The 17167-nt window shown below is 67.5% G+C and carries 15 protein-coding genes and 1 riboswitch; of the genes, 11 read left to right on the top strand and 4 right to left on the bottom strand.

The annotated features are described in order from the left end of the window. Positions 1 to 162 precede the first annotated feature (162 nt). A riboswitch (guanidine-I (ykkC/yxkD leader) is annotated at positions 163 to 270 on the top strand. 272 nt (positions 271 to 542) lie between these two features. From PKE75_RS02985 to PKE75_RS02975, 3 genes are all read left to right on the top strand, one after another. Beyond that, positions 543 to 1370, top strand: a complete 828-nt coding sequence (locus PKE75_RS02985; RefSeq protein WP_271167207.1) for an urea amidolyase associated protein UAAP1 — start codon at positions 543 to 545, stop codon at positions 1368 to 1370. A 12-nt stretch (positions 1371 to 1382) separates the two neighbouring features. Then, positions 1383 to 2063, top strand: coding sequence for an urea amidolyase associated protein UAAP2 (locus tag PKE75_RS02980; protein ID WP_271167206.1), 681 nt, complete (start codon positions 1383 to 1385; stop codon positions 2061 to 2063). A 153-nt stretch (positions 2064 to 2216) separates the two neighbouring features. Continuing rightward, complete coding sequence (locus tag PKE75_RS02975) at positions 2217 to 5744, top strand: 5-oxoprolinase/urea amidolyase family protein (RefSeq protein WP_271167205.1); 3528 nt, start codon at positions 2217 to 2219, stop codon at positions 5742 to 5744. Positions 5745 to 5761: 17 nt separating this feature from the next. Here the strand turns inward: PKE75_RS02975 and PKE75_RS02970 are convergent, their stop codons facing one another. Continuing rightward, on the bottom strand, positions 5762 to 6478 hold the full coding sequence (locus PKE75_RS02970) for an adenosylcobinamide amidohydrolase (RefSeq protein WP_271167204.1): 717 nt from the start codon (positions 6476 to 6478) through the stop codon (positions 5762 to 5764). Between the two features lie 16 nt (positions 6479 to 6494). Here PKE75_RS02970 and PKE75_RS02965 point away from each other — a divergent pair, with 16 nt between their 5' ends. The 3 genes from PKE75_RS02965 to PKE75_RS02955 all read left to right on the top strand — a co-directional run bounded on the left by PKE75_RS02965 (position 6495) and on the right by PKE75_RS02955 (position 9669). Further along, a complete protein-coding gene (locus PKE75_RS02965; protein ID WP_271167203.1) occupies positions 6495 to 7256 on the top strand; it encodes a DeoR/GlpR family DNA-binding transcription regulator in 762 nt (253 codons plus the stop codon). Between the two features lie 90 nt (positions 7257 to 7346). Then, positions 7347 to 8330 carry a phosphotransferase enzyme family protein gene (locus PKE75_RS02960; protein ID WP_271167202.1) on the top strand — a complete coding sequence of 328 codons (984 nt, stop codon included), beginning with the start codon at positions 7347 to 7349 and terminating at the stop codon, positions 8328 to 8330. A gap of 16 nt (positions 8331 to 8346) precedes the next feature. Further along, positions 8347 to 9669 (top strand): aspartate aminotransferase family protein, encoded by a 1323-nt coding sequence (locus tag PKE75_RS02955; RefSeq protein ID WP_271167201.1) that lies wholly within the window; start codon positions 8347 to 8349, stop codon positions 9667 to 9669. A 44-nt stretch (positions 9670 to 9713) separates the two neighbouring features. Here the strand turns inward: PKE75_RS02955 and fabG are convergent, their stop codons facing one another. Next, positions 9714 to 10487: a 3-oxoacyl-ACP reductase FabG gene (gene fabG / locus PKE75_RS02950; RefSeq protein ID WP_271167200.1), complete on the bottom strand. Its 774-nt coding sequence runs from the start codon at positions 10485 to 10487 to the stop codon at positions 9714 to 9716. A 159-nt stretch (positions 10488 to 10646) separates the two neighbouring features. Between fabG and PKE75_RS02945 the strand changes: the two genes are divergently transcribed. The 3 genes from PKE75_RS02945 (at position 10647) to PKE75_RS02935 (ending at position 13898) form a co-directional block, all read left to right on the top strand. Further along, positions 10647 to 11786, top strand: a complete 1140-nt coding sequence (locus PKE75_RS02945; RefSeq protein WP_271167199.1) for an ABC transporter substrate-binding protein — start codon at positions 10647 to 10649, stop codon at positions 11784 to 11786. Positions 11787 to 11860: 74 nt separating this feature from the next. After that, positions 11861 to 12961: an ABC transporter ATP-binding protein gene (locus PKE75_RS02940; protein WP_271167198.1), complete on the top strand. Its 1101-nt coding sequence runs from the start codon at positions 11861 to 11863 to the stop codon at positions 12959 to 12961. 4 nt (positions 12962 to 12965) lie between these two features. After that, entirely contained in the window at positions 12966 to 13898 is a 933-nt protein-coding gene (locus PKE75_RS02935) for an ABC transporter permease (RefSeq protein ID WP_271167197.1), read from the top strand. 78 nt (positions 13899 to 13976) lie between these two features. Here PKE75_RS02935 and PKE75_RS02930 read toward each other — a convergent pair whose 3' ends face one another. Then, positions 13977 to 14276, bottom strand: a complete 300-nt coding sequence (locus PKE75_RS02930) for a hypothetical protein (RefSeq protein ID WP_271167196.1) — start codon at positions 14274 to 14276, stop codon at positions 13977 to 13979. A gap of 146 nt (positions 14277 to 14422) precedes the next feature. On the opposite strand from PKE75_RS02930, the gene PKE75_RS02925 reads away from it, so the two are divergent. Next, the gene (locus PKE75_RS02925) at positions 14423 to 15235 is read left to right on the top strand and encodes an ABC transporter permease (RefSeq protein ID WP_271167195.1); all 813 of its coding nucleotides are present in this window, start codon (positions 14423 to 14425) and stop codon (positions 15233 to 15235) included. A 15-nt stretch (positions 15236 to 15250) separates the two neighbouring features. Further along, positions 15251 to 16147: a proline iminopeptidase-family hydrolase gene (locus PKE75_RS02920; RefSeq protein WP_271167194.1), complete on the top strand. Its 897-nt coding sequence runs from the start codon at positions 15251 to 15253 to the stop codon at positions 16145 to 16147. 12 nt (positions 16148 to 16159) lie between these two features. Here PKE75_RS02920 and PKE75_RS02915 read toward each other — a convergent pair whose 3' ends face one another. Then, positions 16160 to 17167 (bottom strand): inorganic phosphate transporter, encoded by a 1008-nt coding sequence (locus tag PKE75_RS02915; protein ID WP_271167193.1) that lies wholly within the window; start codon positions 17165 to 17167, stop codon positions 16160 to 16162.

Below are 17167 nucleotides of genomic sequence, written 5' to 3'. Positions count from 1 at the left end.
CCGCGCGGCATCATGGGACGATCGGGATGAAGGCGACCCCGGCACCCTGCCCGCGCTGCGCGTGTCGAGCCCAGCGAGGCGAGCCGCTTGCCGCCGATTTGAGCCCCGTGCCGCCTTTTCAGGCTCACGTTTCCGACCCGACGGATTGTATGGTTCAGGCACTGAGTTGGCGGCTAGGGTTCCGCGTCGGGTTCGACGGTCTGGTCCGAGAGCTGCCGCCCCGCCGGGAGAAATCCGGCAGGGACACGGCGGGACAAAATCCCGGGAGACCTCAACGGCCTTGAGCAGGCGCCGTGATGGTCCGCGCCCGTTCTCCAAGGTCCGACGACGTTTCGGAACGGAGCTCAGAATGCCTGCTCAGACCGACTCCCCTCTCCACCGGCGACCGATTCCGTCCGTCGTCCGGCTTCGACGCGCCGCTGCGTCGTGACTGTCCGCGCCGTCCTTGACCACGGCGGCGCGGCGACTTCCGTTCGCGCCGCGCCAACCGCGCAGGCGCCCTCCCCGGCCGGGACGCCCCGGCGCCCAAGAGGCACGTCCCCATGACGAGCGACGAAGACAAGGCCGCGCGCATCGCGGAGCACCGCAAGCGTTATCTCGAGCTGAAGGCCGCGGGCCAGACCGCGACGCCGAAGACCCTGCCGCCCCCGACGCCGCGGGACGCCGCCGCCATTGACCCGACCGCCGTACGCGAGCGCGAGACGTTGCCGGGCGGCTGGTACTGGGCGGGCAAGCTCATGCAGGGCGAGGCGCTTCGGGTGCTGAACGCTTCCGGCACGCCGGGCGTCTCGCTGTTCTTCTGGAACGCCGCCGATCCTTCGGAGCGCTACAACAGCGCTGACACGATCAAGGTCCAGTGGACCTCCGAACTCCGCAAGGGCCGCGTGCTGTTCTCCGATATGGGCCGTGCGCTGATGTCGATCGTCGAGGACACCTGCGGCGCGCATGACGCGATCGTCGGCGGCTCGACGCCAAGCTCCAACCTCAGGAAATATGGCGACGCGACGCTGCGCTCGACCCGCGAGAATCTGCTGCTCGCGGCGTCCAAGTTCGGCCTGGGATCGCGCGACGTCGCGCCGTCGCTCACTTTGTTCGCCCCGGTGTTCCACGACGAAAGCGGGCGCATGGCGTTCCGCCCTGGCGTGGTGCAGGCGGGCGATTTCGTGGATCTCCGCGCCGAGATGGACCTGCTGGTCGCCGTCTCGAACTGCCCGCATCCGCTGGCGCCAGACGAGCTCTTCGCCCCCGGCGAGGTCGAGCTGATCGTGCATCGCGTGGCCGAACCCGCCGACGACGACCTCTGCCGCACGGCGACGGCCGAGGCCGCCCGCGGCTTCGAGAACAACGCCCGCTATCTCCGCGTGAACTGAGGAGCGACGCCCATGCAACCATCGTTCTCCGCCGCCCCGTCCTCGACGGCCTTCGCAGCGCCCGTCACGCTCGAGCCCAAGGACGCGTTCTACGACTTCACGATCCCTGCGAACCGGCCATGGTCCGGACTGGTCGAAAAGGGGCAGATCCTGCGGATCATCGACCTCGAAGGCTGCCAGGCCGTCGACACCCTGTTCTACAACGCGCACGACCATGCCGAGCGCTACAGCGCTCAGGACACGATCCTCGCGCAGGGCGCGCCTTACGTGACGACCGGCACGCGGCTGATCTCGAACGAGGGCCGCCTGATGGGCGCCGTCATCGCAGACAGCTGCGGGCGACACGACACCTCGGCGGGCGCCTGCTCCTGCGAGGCGAACACGGTGCGCTTCGGTCAGCACACCCGCCATATGCATGCCTGTCGCGAGAACTTCGTCCTCGAGGTCTCGAAGCACGGCATGACGAAGCGGGACATCGTTCCGAACATCAATTTCTTCATGAACGTGCCGATCGAACCCACTGGCGCGCTTGCGATCGTCGATGGCGTCTCGTCGCCCGGCGATTACGTCGACGTGCTTGCGGCGACCGACCTGCTCTGCGTGATCTCGAACTGTCCGCAGATCAACAACCCCTGCAACGGCTTCGATCCCTCGCCCGTCAGGGTGCTGATCTTCGACCCTTCGAACGCCTGAGGGCTCGTCCTCCTCCGAAGAGCCCCCTCACCCGCTCGCTTTGCTCGCGACCTCTCCCCGCCGGGGAGAGGTCGCCATGGCTGACGCCATGGCGGGTGAAGGGGCGGCCCGTCTCCAAGTATCGATCTCACTCTCACCGGCGGGCGCCCCCCGATGTTCAACAAGGTCCTGATCGCGAACCGCGGCGAGATCGCGGGGCGCGTCATCGCCACGCTGAAGAAGCTCGGCGTCGCCTCCGTCGCGGTCTACTCCGACGCCGATCGGTTTTCGCGGCCAGCGCTTGACGCCGACGAGGCGGTTCGGATCGGGCCGGCCCCCGTTCGGGAAAGCTATCTCGACGTCGACGCGATCATCGACGCCTGCCTGAGGACCGGCGCGCAGGCGGTCCACCCCGGCTATGGCTTCCTGTCGGAGAACGCCGAATTCGCCGAGCGGCTGGCCTCGCACGGGATCGCCTTCGTCGGCCCGCGGCCGGAGCACCTGCGCGGGTTCGGCCTCAAGCACACCGCGCGCGAGATCGCCCGACAGGCGGGGGTCCCGCTGCTCGCCGGCTCCGGCCTGCTGGAGTCAGTCGACGAGGCGGCCGCTGCAGCGGAGAACGTGGGCTTCCCCGTGATGCTGAAGTCGACCGCCGGCGGAGGGGGCATCGGCATGCACCTCTGCCACGACGCCGATGAGCTCCGCGACCGCTTCGGCGCTGTGCAGCGCATGGCTGGCGCGAGCTTCGGCGACGCGCGGGTCTATCTCGAGCGCTTCGTCGCGGTCGCCCGCCATGTCGAGGTGCAGATCTTCGGCGACGGTAAAGGCGGCGTGGTGGCGCTTGGCGAGCGCGACTGCTCGCTCCAGCGCCGCAACCAGAAGGTCGTCGAGGAGACCCCGGCCCCCAACATGACGGACGCCGTCCGCGCGCGCCTGCATGCGGCTGCGATCGCGCTTGGGCAGGCCGCGAACTACGAATCCGCCGGCACGGTCGAGTTCATCTACGACGTCGCGCGCGAGGACTTCTCCTTCCTCGAGGTCAACACCCGCCTCCAGGTCGAGCACCCGGTGACGGAGGCTGTGTTCGGCGTCGACCTCGTGGAATGGATGCTGTTGCAGGCGGCGGGCGACTTCGTGCTGCCGGCGCAGGATAGTCTGGTTCCCACTGGCGCCGCCATGGAGGTCCGGATCTATGCCGAGACGCCGCAGGCGGACTTCCGGCCCTCGACCGGGCTGCTGACCCGCGTGGCCTACCCCGAGGACGTCCGGGTCGACGGCTGGGTCGAGACCGGGACCGAGATCACGCCCTGGTACGACCCGATGCTCGCCAAGGTGATCGTCCACGGCTCCGACCGGCCGGACGCGCTGGCGAAGCTGCGGGCGGCGCTCGCGGCAACGACCCTGCTCGGGATCGAAACCAATCTCGACTATCTCCGCGCGATCGCAGCCTCCGACGTGCTGGCGACGGGCGAGGTTTCGACCGCGGCGCTGAAGAGCTTTCCGTTCTCGGCGCGCGCGATCGAGGTGCTGGCGCCTGGCGCGCAGACCAGCGTGCAGGACTGGCCGGGCCGCATCGGCCTCTGGCATGTCGGCGTGCCGCCGTCGGGCCCGATGGACGACCGCTCGTTCCGGCTCGCGAACCGCATCGTCGGCAATCCCGAAGGCGCTCCCGCGCTCGAATGCGCCGTCAGCGGCCCCACGCTGAAATTTCACCGCGACGCGGTGATCGCGCTGACAGGCGCCGCGATGACGGCGACGCTCGACGGGGTGGAGGTCCCCTATTTTGCGCCCGTCAGGGTTCCTGCGGGTTCGACGGTCGCCGTCGGCCGTATCGAGGGGCCGGGACAGCGAACCTACCTCGCGGTCCGCGGCGGCTTCGAGGCGGCGGAGGCGTTCGGATCGAAGTCGACCTTCATGCTCGGCCGCTTCGGCGGTCACGCCACCGGCGCGCTGCGCGCCGGCGACATGCTGAAGATCGACGACGCCGCAGTCGCCGAGCCGAAGGCCGCGCGAGACGACGAGAAGACGAAGTTGACCAGCGCCTGGACGCTTGGGGTGCGCTCCGGACCCCACGGCGCGCCGGATTTCTTCGCCGACATGGACATCGTCGACATCTTCAATGCGGCTTACGAGGTGCACTTCAACAGCGACCGCACCGGGGTGCGGCTGGTCGGACCTCAGCCGAGATGGGCGCGGGCGGACGGCGGAGAGGCCGGGCTTCACCCCTCCAACATCCACGACAACGCCTATGCGGTCGGCTCGCTCGACTTCACCGGCGACATGCCCATCATCCTCGGGCCCGACGGGCCGAGCCTCGGCGGCTTCGTCTGCCCGGTCGTCGTCGCCCGCGACGAGATGTGGAAGATCGGCCAGCTCCGCCCCGGCGACACGGTGCGCTTCGCGCCTTACGGGCTCGCGGCGCCTGCGGTGAAGCGGGCGGCCGACGTGGCGAGCCCGATCCTCCGCTCAAGCGATTCAGGCCCGACGCCTGTGGTCTACCGCCGGGCGGGCGACGACAACCTGCTCGTCGAATATGGGGCGATGACCCTCGACATCGCTCTCCGCATGCGGGTGCATGTGCTGGCGGAGGCGCTCGCGAGCCTCAACTTGCCGGGCGTGATCGAGATGACGCCGGGCATCCGCTCTCTGCAGGTGCATTTCGACAGCGCGACGCTCTCCGCCGACCGCCTACTCGGCGCCCTCGCGGAGATCGAGCGGACGCTGCCGATCCCCGAGGACGTCACGGTCCCGAGCAGCACCGTGTATCTACCCCTGTCGTGGAACGACCCGTCGATCCGGCTTGCGATGCGCAAGTATCAGGAGCTGGTGCGGCCCGACGCGCCATGGTGCCCGGACAACATCGAGTTCATCCGCCGCATCAACGGGCTCGGCTCGATCGAGGACGTCAGGCGCATCGTGTTCGACGCGGAGTACCTCGTGCTCGGCCTCGGCGACGTCTATCTCGGCGCGCCGGTCGCGACCCCGGTCGACCCTCGTCACCGGCTCGTCACCACCAAGTACAATCCGGCCCGCACATGGACGCCGGAGAACGCCGTCGGCATCGGCGGCGCCTATATGTGCGTCTACGGGATGGAGGGACCGGGCGGCTACCAGCTGTTCGGCCGAACCATACAGATGTGGAACGCCTGGCGGACCACGAAGGCCTTCATGCCCGGCCACCCCTATCTGCTGCGCTTCTTCGACCGGGTTCGGTTCTTCCCCGTCGAGGAGGCCGAGCTCGCCGAGATGCGGGAAGCCTTCCCGCACGGGCGCTACGACGTGCGGATCGAGGACAGCGCGTTCTCCTACCGCGACTACGCCCGCTTCCTCGCCGACAACGCCGAGGGGATCGTTGCCTTCCAGACCCACCGACAGGCGGCGTTCGAAGCGGAGCGCGCCGACTGGAAGGCGCGCGGTCTCGACAGCTTCGTCAGCGATTCCGGCGGTCCGGCGGCCGACGACGAAGGCGCGGTCCCGGACGGCTGCACCGCCGCGCCGAGCCACATGACCGGAAACGTCTGGAAGCTGCTGGTGGAGGAAGGCGACCACGTCTCCGCCGGCCAGCCGATCGTCGTGGTCGAGGCGATGAAGATGGAGATGGAGATCTGCGCGCCGGTCTCCGGCAAGATCGTCGGCATGCGGGCGAAGCAGGGCCGGACGGTGCGGGCCGGCGACGTGGTGGCGGTGATCGAGGACGATTGAGGGCGTCGGGATCCGCGCTACGCCGGACGGCCCCGCTCGGCGATCCATTCGCGTCCCGCCTGCGCGACCGCCGCATAGACCGAGGCCGCGATCGCGACCCCGACATCGGTGTGAAGCCCCGCGAACGGCGCGCCGCCGGCCTCGTCAGGCGCAGCGACGACGATGCAGTCTGTCCCGGTCCCCGTGGCGACGGCGCCGTCGACCAGCCAGTTGAGATCCATCACGGCCGCGGTCCGCGCCTCGGCGGCTATCGAGAGAGCCTCGACCAGCGCAGACTGCGCAAGCGGCGCCGACACCGCGGCGAGCAGATTGATCGTGCCGAAGCCATGCCGTTCGGTCGCGGCGGAGCCGCCCGCCCGAACGGCGTTGTTAAGGCCGACGGTCGCAAGGCACTGCGCCGCCACGGCGCCCGATCTCGCCTCCGCCGACCGCGCCGACCGCACGTCGCGCGACGTCATCATGGCGACCGCATCTGTCAGATCGGCGCGCGCGATGCTGTCCGCCAACAGCGAATACGGATCGACCTCCAGCGTCAGGTCGGCGCGGCTCACTTCGAGCCAGGCGACGCGCGACATCGTCTGGAAGCCGGGGCGGGCCATCGCCCAGCTGAGCGCGGCCTGCGGGCGCTCGAAGGACGCGACCAGCAGCGGCCGCTCGCAGCGCCAATGGAACAGCGGCGCCGGTCCGATCGATCGGTTCGCCGCCGTGCTATCGTGCGCAGCAGTCCCCCCCATATTTCCCATCCCCGGCATGAAACTCACAAAGTCCTCGCGGCACTCGCAGATCCTAACGCAGATCACGCAGACGCCGAGCCTGCGCGTCGCGGAGCTCGCCGCGCGCATGGGCGTCTCGACCGAGACGATCCGGCGCGACCTCGACGAGCTCACCGGCCAGGGGCTCGTCAATCGCACCTATGGCGGCGCGGTCCGAACCCCGAGCACCGAGCCGTCGGTCGGAGAGCGCCATGCTCTGTTCGTCGCCGAGCGCGAACGAATCGCGCGCGCCGCCTCCGCGCTGATCCGGCCCGGCAGCCTGCTGATGATGGGGGCCGGCGCCACCACGACCCATGTCGCCCGCAGGATCGGCGTCGAGCACAAGGGCCTCACCGTCATCACCCACTCGTTCGGCGTCGCGACGGTGCTTGCGCTCAACCCGACCATCACCGTGCTGATGGCGCCGGGCGCCTATCTCCCCAGCGAAGGGGCGACGGTCGGCGCGCACACCACGCGCTTCCTCAATCAGTTTTCCGCCGACCTCGCGATCCTTGGCGCGAGCGGGCTGACGGAGGAAGGCGCGACCGACGCCCTGGTCGAGCCGGCCGCAGTCTATGGGGTGATCGCGAGCCGGGCCGCCGCGACCATGGTGGTCGCCGATCAGTCGAAGTTCGACCGCGTCTTCGCCGCGCGCTACGCCTCGTGGCGGGAGATCGGCGTGCTCGTCACCGACGCTGCTCCGACCGGCGGACTCGCGGAGGCGCTCGGCCGTCACAGGATCACCGTGGTCGAGGCCTGACCCAGCGCCCATGTGGCGGGTCGCTCATCTTCTGTTGCAATCGCCACATCGCCATGGGATGTCTCGTGCGGGACCTTGGCGGGGCTACGGATGTACGACGACGCGTTCCTGGAGCGGCTGGAGACGCGGCTGCGTGAGACGCTGCCGCAATGGGGGTTGTCGCCGGAGGCGCCGCTCCGGCTGCTGACGATCTCCGAGAACGCCACCTTCCTCGGCGAGGACCGAAACGGCGCGCCGATCGTGTTTCGGGTCCACCGGCCCGGCTATCATTCGCGCGACGAGATCCGCTCCGAGCTCGCCTGGATCCAGGGGCTGCGCGCCGATGGCGTCGCCGCGACGCCGGAGCCGCTTGCGATGACCGACGGCGATCTGCTCGGCGGCTTCGAGGACGGGGACGACTGGCGCGACGTCGTTGCGTTCGAATTTATGAGCGGGCGAGAGCCGACGCCCGGCGAGAACCTGCCGGCCTGGTTCCGAACGCTCGGCGCCATCACCGCCCGGCTTCATGGCCACGTGCGCGCATGGGCGCCGCCCGCGGCCTTCCGTCGGAAGAACTGGGACTTCGACGCGATGCTCGGCGACCGGCCGCTCTGGGGCGACTGGCGTGCGGGGATGGGCCTCGACGAGGCCGGCCGCGCGGTCATCCAGCGCGCATCGAACCTGCTCCGGGAGCGGACCGCGGCGTACGGCTCCGAGGGCCGGCGCTATGGCCTGATCCACGCCGATCTCAGGCTCGCGAACCTGCTGGTCGATGGCGACCGGCTGGGCGTCATCGACTTCGACGACTGCGGCTTCTCCTGGTTCATGTATGATTTTGCAGCGGCCGTGAGCTTCATGGAGCACGAGCCGTTCATTCCCGAACTTCAGGAAGCATGGCTCTCGGGCTACGCGACGGTGTCGCCGGTGAGCGCCGACGACGTGGCGATGATGCCGACCTTTCTGCTGCTCCGCCGGATCCTGCTCACGGCATGGGTCGCCTCGCGTTCCGAAGCGCCGATGGCCCAGGCGATGGGCGTCTCCTACAGCGTCGGAACGGTCGAACTCGCGGACCGCTACCTCATGGCCCACGGCTGAGGGGCCGCAGATCGAGATGAAAGCCAGCCAGAAGATTCTCGCGCTCAACGCCTTCGACGCCGCCCGACCCGGCGAGCTTCCGCCGGAGACCCAGGCGCTGGTGAAGCGCCGTCAGCAGTCTTTCGGGCCGACCTCCGTGCTGTTCCATGAAAAGCCGCTGCACGTCGTCTCGGCCGACGGCGTCTGGCTGCAGGAGGCGGACGGCTCGCGATATCTCGACGTCTACAACAACGTCCCCTCGGTCGGGCACTGCAACCCCCGCGTGGCGCAGGCGGTGTCCAGGCAGATCGCGACGCTGAACGTCCACACCCGCTATCTCTACGACATCGTCCATGACTATGCGGACCGGCTGCTTGCGACCTTCCCCGAGGGCCTCGACAAGATCGCCTTCACCTGCACGGGCAGCGAGAGCAACGACGTCGCGCTCCGCCTCGCGACGATCGCCACAGGCAAGCGCGGCTTCGTGGTGACCGACAACGCCTATCACGGCAACACCACGGCGGTGGCCGAAGTCTCGCCCTCCTCCCGGCCCGGCAAGCCGCTTAGCCCGCATGTGCGCGTTGTTCCCGCCCCGATCGGCGGCGCGGAGGTCGGCGCGAAGCTCGAAGCCGACGTGAAGGCCGCGATCGCGAGCCTCGAGAAGGATGGCCACGGCTTCGCCGGCTTCCTCGTCGACACGATCTTCTCAAGCGACGGCGTGGCGGCCGATCCCGCAGGCTTCCTCAAGGGGGCGGTCGACGCCACGCACGCGGCCGGCGGCCTGTTCATCGCCGACGAGGTGCAACCAGGCTTCGGCCGCACAGGCGCCGGCATGTGGGGTTTCCAGCGCCACGGCGTCCTGCCCGACGTCGTGACCATGGGCAAGCCGATGGGCAACGGCATCCCGATCGGCGGCGTCGTCTCGCGGCTCGACCTGATGCAGGGCTTCGCGGACAGCGTCGGCTACTTCAACACCTTCGGCGGCAACCCCGTGGCCTCGGCGGCCGGACTCGCCGTGCTCGCGGAGATCGAGGAGCGCGGGCTGGTCGCGAACGCGGCCGACGTCGGGGGATACATGATGGCGCGGCTTGGCGCGCTGATGCAGCGCCACGAGGCGGTCGGCGCGGTGCGCGGCGCCGGGCTCTATCTCGGCGTCGAGTTCGTCAGCGACCGCGACGCGATGACGCCCGCGCCGGAAATCGCAAGCCACATCATCAACGCGCTGCGCGATCGCCACATCCTGATCGGGGCCGCCGGCCGCTATGGCAACGTGCTGAAGATCCGCCCGCCGCTGATCTTCGGGCGGGACCATGCCGACCTGCTGGTCGAAACGCTCGACGCGTCCCTGACGCAGCTCTGAAGTCCTCTCCCGCCTTGCGCTGCGAGGACCGCCGGACACTTCAATCAGGCGTCCATCGCCTCCAGTGCGCCGGCGCTCTCGGGCAGCACCTGGCCGCCGTCGACCACAATGGTCTGGCCGGTGATGTAGCCCGCGGCGTCGCTTGCGAAGAACAGCGCAGCGGCGGCGATGTCGTCCACCGAGCCCAGCCGGCGCATCGGGATCGAGGCCGCCATTTTGGCGAGATACTCTTCGCCCAGTCCGTCGAGACCCTCGGTTAGGATATTGCCCGGCATGACCGCGTTGACGGTGATGCCGAACGGCGCGAGCTCGATTGCGGCGGTGCGCATGAAGCCGAGCTGTCCGGCCTTGCTCGCCCCGTAATGCGACCAGCCGGGATAACCGGTGATCGGCCCCGTGATCGACGACGTCAGCACGATGCGTCCGCGCTTCGCGGCCTTCATCGCCGGCAGCACGGCGGAAACCGAAAGGAATGTGCCCTTCAGGTTGATTCCGATGACGTGATCGAAATCGGCCGCGGTCATCTCGCCGAGCTTTGCGGCCGGGAAGACGCCCGCATTCGCGCACAGGACGTCGATCGAGCCGTAGCGCTCCACGGCCTTGGCCGCCATCGCCTCGACCGATTCCGGATCGGCGACGTCGACTGCGAGCCCGCTCGCGCCGCCACCGATCTCGGCTGCGATCGCGTCAGCCTCGGCCCCATTTCGCGAGACGACGAGCACCTTGTAGCCCGCCCGCGCGAAACCGTGCGCGATGCCTCGGCCGATGCCCTTGGTGCCGCCAGTCACGATCGCGGCGGGGGTCGTCTCGGATGCCATAGGGCGCCTCTCGAATGGATGATGCAGAAGCAAGCTTGCTCAGAAAAAGGGCGTTGTAAACCCAACAGAACGCGCGATACTCGACCACAGATTTTGACCGACTTGCAACGTTTCAGGCGCGCGGAGGCCTCGGCCGCCGCATGGACGGAGGACACGGACATGACGGGCATCAGCAAGCGCGACGTATTGAAGATCATGGGCGGCGCCGCGCTTGCGGGACCGTTCGTCAACATGCAGTCCGCCTTCGCGGCGCGCGACAAGGAGCTGAACATCCTCTGCTGGGAGGGATACAACTCCGCTCAGGTGCTCGATCCGTTCCGCAGCGAAAAGTCGGCCAACGTCAAGGCGGAAAGCCTGACGAACGATCCCACCATGATCAACCGCCTCCGCGCCGGCGAGACCAAGGTGTGGGACCTGATCAACGTCAACAATCCCTGGGCGCGGAAGATCATGTACCCCGAGGGGCTGATCAAGCCGCTGCCCAAGGACGAGTTCGAGCCCTTCTTCGAAAAGATGCTGCCGCAATTCAAGGCGCCGTACCGCTGGGCGATGAGCGACGACGGCAAGGAGCTGCTAGGCATGGCCCAGCGCTTCGGCCCCTACAGTTTCGTCGTCAACACCGACAAGGTCAGCCGCAAGACCGCCGAAGAGCAGGGCTGGGAGATCTTCAACGACCCCTCGCTCAAGGGCAAATACGGCATCCTCGAATCCGACGACTGGAACGTCTTCAACATCTTCCTGATCGCAGGCCTCAACCCGTTCAAGGAGCATGACGCCGCCGAACTGGAGAAGTTCACCGAGACTGCGAAGCGCATCTTCGGAGGCGCCAAGCTCGTCGGCGACATCGCGGCGATGAACCAGGCGCTGGTGTCCGGCGAGATCGATCTGCACATGACCGGCGGGACCTATTCGGTGTCGCCCGCCCGCGCCGACGGCCACCCCAACCTGCGCGCGGTGACGCCGCTCAAGGGGCCGATCGACGGCAAGGGTGGCGTCGCGTGGATCGAGATCACCTCCACGGTGAACAACCCGAACCTGTCGCCGCTCGCGACCGAGTTCCTGAAACATGTTCAGGACCCCGCGGTCGCCCACACCGTCGCCTTCGCCGAGGGCACGTTCAATCCGGTCGCCCAGATGGGGAATAAGGCGTGCTTCGACCTCTTCACCAAGGAGGAGCTCGACGCGATCCAGTACGACAGCCTCGAGGAGGAGATGTCGCGCTCGGCCGAATACGACATCGTGCCGGACTACGACAAGGCTCTCGAAATCCTGACCGCCGCCAAGCGCGCCAAGGGCTGAGTTCGGCCACGCGGGCGGTCCCGCCCGGACCGCTCGCGTCGGCAACAGACACGCATGACAGCAGGATTTAGATGATGACGGCCGCCGCCCATCCGCTCGCACGGGCCCAAGCGTCCGCGCCGCCGATCCTGCAACTCGTCGGCGTGCGCAAGACGTTCGGCGACTTCGCGGCCGTGGAGCGCATCGATCTCGACATCCGCGACGGCGAGTTCCTGACGATCGTCGGTCCGTCCGGCTCCGGCAAGACCACGCTGCTCAGGATGCTGGCCGGGATGGAGGCTCCGAGCGAAGGAGAAATCTCGCTACGCGGGCAGCGACTGAACGACGTTCCGTCGAACCGGCGTCCGACCTGCCTCGTGTTTCAGTCGCTCGCGCTGTTCCCCCACAAGTCGGTCGGCGAGAACATCGAGTTCCCGCTGAAGGTGAAGAAGATCGCGCCGGCGGCCCGCAAGGCTCGCGCGCTGGAGCTTCTCCGGATGGTGCGTCTGCCCGAGAGCTATTACGGCAAGAACGTCATGAAATGCTCCGGGGGCGAGCGGCAGCGCGTCGCGCTCGCCCGCGCGCTCGCCTACGACCCCGAGGTGCTGTTCTTCGACGAACCGCTCTCCGCGCTCGACTACAAGCTGCGCAAGGCGATGGAGAAGGAGCTGAAGGATCTGCACCGCGAGAGCGGCAAGACCTTCATCTACATCACCCACAGCCTCGAGGAGGCGATGGTGATGTCCGACCGCATCGGCGTGATGCAGGCCGGCCGTCTGGTGCAGGTCGGCACGCCGGAGGAGATCTACACCAGGCCATCGACGAAGTTCGTGTCCGAGTTCATGGGCGAAGTGAACGTCTTCGAGGCCGCCCGCGAGAACGGCGTCTGGCGCATCGAGGGGATCGAGGCGCCGATCAGGCTCGCGCTGCCCCCTTCCATGAGCGGCGCGGACAAGGCGGCGGTCGTCGTCCGCCCCGAGTTCATGCGCTTCGTCGACGCTCCCGGCGGCGCCGACAACTGCCTTTCCGGCGTCGTCTTCAACGAATATTCCCTGGGCTCGCGCATCCAGTATCAGGTGAGAGTGGGCGAGAAGACCTTCCTGCTCGAGCTCTCCCGCGCCAACGCCCGCAAGGGCGAGGGCGACGCCGCGCTGATCGGCTGGGACTCCGCGGACGCCATCGTGGTCGGGACCTGACGCGGTGGCCGACGTGACGCTGAACCGTTCGGCCGCGGTCGAGGCCGCCCGCGGCGACGCGCAGGGAAAGGCCGCAAACCCCGCCTCCCCGCGCAAGCTCTCGCGAGGCATGCTGTGCTCGCTGCCCGTCCTGCTGACGCTGCTGCTCGGCTTCGTCGCGCCGCTCGCCACCGTCGCGGCCTACGCCTTTGCGACGCCGCGAAGCTTCGACGTGTTCCGCTCCTTCACGCTCGAGAATTTCGAGACGATCTTCGATCCCGCGAACACGGTTTGGACGTCGTTCGTCTGGTCGCTCGCCCTCGCGACGGCGACCGTCGTGCTGCTCGCGATCATCGCCTACCCGATCGCGTGGGGGCTCGCCCGGGTGTTCGGCCGCTGGGCGGGCTTTGTGAGCGTCCTGTTCGTGTTCCCGCTCTTCGTATCGGAGAACGTGCGCCTCTACGGCTGGTCGCTATTCTTCATCAAGAACGGCGTGCTCGACGGCGCACTTAAGCTCATCGGCATGGCGGGCCCTGACGTGCTCTACACCCCCGGCGCCACGCTGTTCGGGATGGTCTACGTCTACCTGCCCTTCATGCTGTTCCCGATGGTGCTCGGGCTCGCGATGGTGCCGAAGGAGCTCGTCGAGGCGGCCCGCGACCTCGGCGCCTCGCGGCTGATGATCTGGCGCGAGATCGAGCTGCCGCTCGCGATGCCCGGCATCATGATCGGTATGCTGCTGACCTTCGTCCTCGCCGTCGGCGCCGTGGCGGAGTCGAAGATCCTCGGCGGCCAGTCGGTGATCGTCGCAACCCACGACATCGAGATCGCCTTCACCTATGCGCAGAACTGGCCGCTCGGCTCGGCGCTCGCGCTGATCCTCACGGTGATCGTCGGCGTGCTCTCGCTGGTCGCGATCTCGCGCCTCGACCTCGACCGCATTCTGGGGCGCCGGTGAGAGTTAGATCCAACCTATTAGGCGCCGCCGCCGCCCGCTCACCTTTAAAATTCGTATCATGGATTAGAATATATGACTTCAACTAGTGAACGCCATCAACGCGAGGCCTAAAACCGAGAGGACAATACCCGACATTCCGATCAGAGCGATTATCCTTCCGCCGTTACGATACGCTGGGAAGAAGATCACGACTAAAGCAAAATGAATACCGAGAGTGACGAGAAGCGAATTCCTCAGCGTGCCTGCATTCCAGTCTGGCCAACCGTTTATAAATCCGAACGTCTTCAGAACAAATGGATTAAGGGCGACGCTAGCGACGAGCACAAGGCTTGATTGAATAACAATGACTCTCAGGCGGGCACGATCAAATTGAACCATCTCAGCCATCCTCATCGAGAGATTGATATGACAATCTCTTTAGGCGAACTTAAAAAGCGGCTTTTTTCATCTCTGCCCTGGCGAGCGATGCGGGAGGGGGCAAGTCCCCTCGGTGAGGGGGCGGACGACTTCAGGACGCGCATGGCATGAACCAGTCCGTCCGGCGCTCGAACGCCTTCGTCTGGAGCTGGACTGCGCTCGCGCTGATCTTCATCTACCTGCCGATCGCCTGCGGCGCGCTCGCGGGGCTCTCGAAGAGCCGCTATTTCGCCTTCCCCGTGGCGGCGTGGTCGACCGACTGGTGGACGCGCGCGATCGCCTCCTTCGAGGTGCAGACGATCGTGAAGACCTCGATCGCGATCGCCTTCATCGTCACGATCGTCGCGGTCGTCGTCGCCTTTTTCGGCGCGCTCGCGTTCGCGCGCTATGACTGGCGCGGACGCCGGCTCTACCAGAAACTGGTGCTGCTGCCGATCTTCTTTCCGCAGCCGGTGCTCGGGCTCGCCTTGCTGCTATGGATGAACGCCGTCGGCATCCAGCCAACCTGGCAGACCGCGATCTTCGCTCATCTCGTCTGGATCGTGCCCGTCGTGACGCTCGTCATCTCGATCCAGGTCTACGGGTTCGATCCGACCCTCGAGGAGGCCGCGGCCGACCTCGGCGCCGGGCGGCTCTTCATCCTGCGCGAGGTCACGTTGCCGATCCTGTGGCCGGGAGTATGGTCCGGGGCGCTGTTCGCGTTCTTGTTGTCATGGGGCAACTTTCCTCTGTCGCTTTACACGACCGGCGCCGACTCTACTGTGCCGGAATGGCTGTACGCCAAGATGGTTGCGGGCTATACTCCAATGGTTCCGGCCATCGGCACGATGAGCACGCTTGCAGCCGCCGCCCTGCTTCTGACGGGCGGACTGATCGCAGCGTTTCTTCGATTGCGAGCCGCCGGCAAGGCAATGGATTGACCGACGGGGCGTTCGATGTGGCGTGAGAGCGAACCTGACGAGCGCATCGAGCTCGACGTCGACGGCTACACCATCGTTGCCTACAGCTTCGGCTTCGGCGACGAGACCGTGCTCTGCCTGAACGGCGGTCCGGGGCTGCCGTGCGACTATCTCCGCGAAGCGCATTGCTGCCTTGTCGATCACGGCTACAGGGTCGTCGCCTTCGACCAGCTCGGCTGCGGAGAATCGGATCGGCCGACCGATCCGTCGCTCTGGAACATCTCCCGCTACGTCGCGGAGACCGAGACGGTCCGGCAGTCCCTGAACCTCGGGAAGGTCCATCTGCTCGGCCACTCCTGGGGCGGCTGGCTCGGCATCGAGTACGCCCTCGCCTACCCCGACGAGCTGAAGAGCCTGATACTCGAGGACACGGTGGCCGACATGCCGGCCTCGATCGCCGAGCTTGACCGGCTCCGCGCAGCGCTCGGCTCCGAGACCGTCGCGATGATGCAGCGGCACGAGGCGGAAGGCTCCTACGACCACCCGGAATACCAGGCAGCGATAACCCTGCTGAACTATCGGCACGTCTGCCGCCTCGGCCAGTGGCCCGCGCCGGTCATGAGATCGCTGGCGGACTGGAACCAGGGCCCCTATCGCGAGATGCAGGGGCCGAACGAGTTCCACTACACCGGCAACCTGAAGGACTGGAGCAGGCTCGGCGACCTCTGGCGAATTCCCGTTCCGACGCTGATCACCTGCGGCGCGCACGACGAGTTCACCCCCGCCGGCGCGCTGAAGATGAAGCTTGCGCTGCAGAACGCGGAGCTGAAGGTCATCCCCAACGCGAGCCACATGCCGTTCTACGAGGCGCCGGAGACCTATTATCCCGCGCTGCTCGACTTCCTCAGCCGGGTGACCGGACCGCTTCCCTGAGCCGTCGAGCGATCAGAACGCCGAGGTCAGCGCGTAGCACGCCGCGGCGATCAGCGCGGCGGCGGGGAGCGTGACGACCCAGGCGACCACGATGTTGCTGGCCACCGCCCAGCGCACCGCCGAAGTGCGCCGCGCCGCGCCGACGCCGACGATCGCGCCCGTGATGGTGTGCGTGGTCGAGACCGGCACGCCGAGCCAGGTCGCTGCGAACAGCGTGATCGCGCCGCCGGCTTCCGCGCAGAAGCCCTGCATCGGGTTCAGCCGGGTGATCTTCGAGCCCATCGTGTGCACGATCCGCCAGCCGCCGCAGAGCGTGCCGAGCGCCATCGCCGCCTGGCAGGACAGCACAACCCACAGCGGAATGTGAAACTCGCCGCCGAGATAGCCCTGGCTGTAGAGCAGCACCGCGATGATCCCCATCGTCTTCTGCGCGTCGTTGCCGCCGTGGCCGAGCGAATAGAGCGACGCGGAAAAGAACTGGAGAATGCGGAACAAGCGGTCGACTGCGAACGGCGTCTGGCGCACGACGAGCCAAGAGACCAGCAGCACGAGCGTGAGCGCGAGCAGGAAACCGACCAGCGGCGACAGAACGATCGCGGCCGCCGTCTTCGAAAGGCCGCCCCACAGGATCACGCCGACGCCGCCCTTGGCGGTCGCAGCGCCCACAAGACCGCCGATCAACGCATGCGAGCTGCTCGACGGGATGCCGAGCATCCAGGTCGCGATGTTCCACCCGATCGCGCCGACGAGGGCCGAGAAGATCACGCGCGGATCGATCGCGCCGGCCTCGACGATTCCGGTGCCGATGGTCTGCGCGACGTGCAGGCCGAAGAACATGAAGGCGATGAAGTTGAAGAAAGCCGCCCACATCACGGCATAGCGCGGCGCAAGAACGCGGGTCGAGACGATCGTCGCGATCGAGTTCGCGGCGTCGTGCAGTCCGTTCAGGAAATCGAACGCCAGGGCGACGACGATCAGGCCGATAAGATACGGCAGCGCAAGGACGGCGACGTCGGTCAT

This window comes from Hansschlegelia plantiphila, from assembly GCF_027922265.1.
Classification (GTDB): Bacteria; Pseudomonadota; Alphaproteobacteria; order Rhizobiales; family Methylopilaceae; genus Methylopila; species Methylopila plantiphila.
Note: the sequence above shows the minus strand (reverse complement) of the source record. Positions and strands in the feature narration are given on the sequence as shown.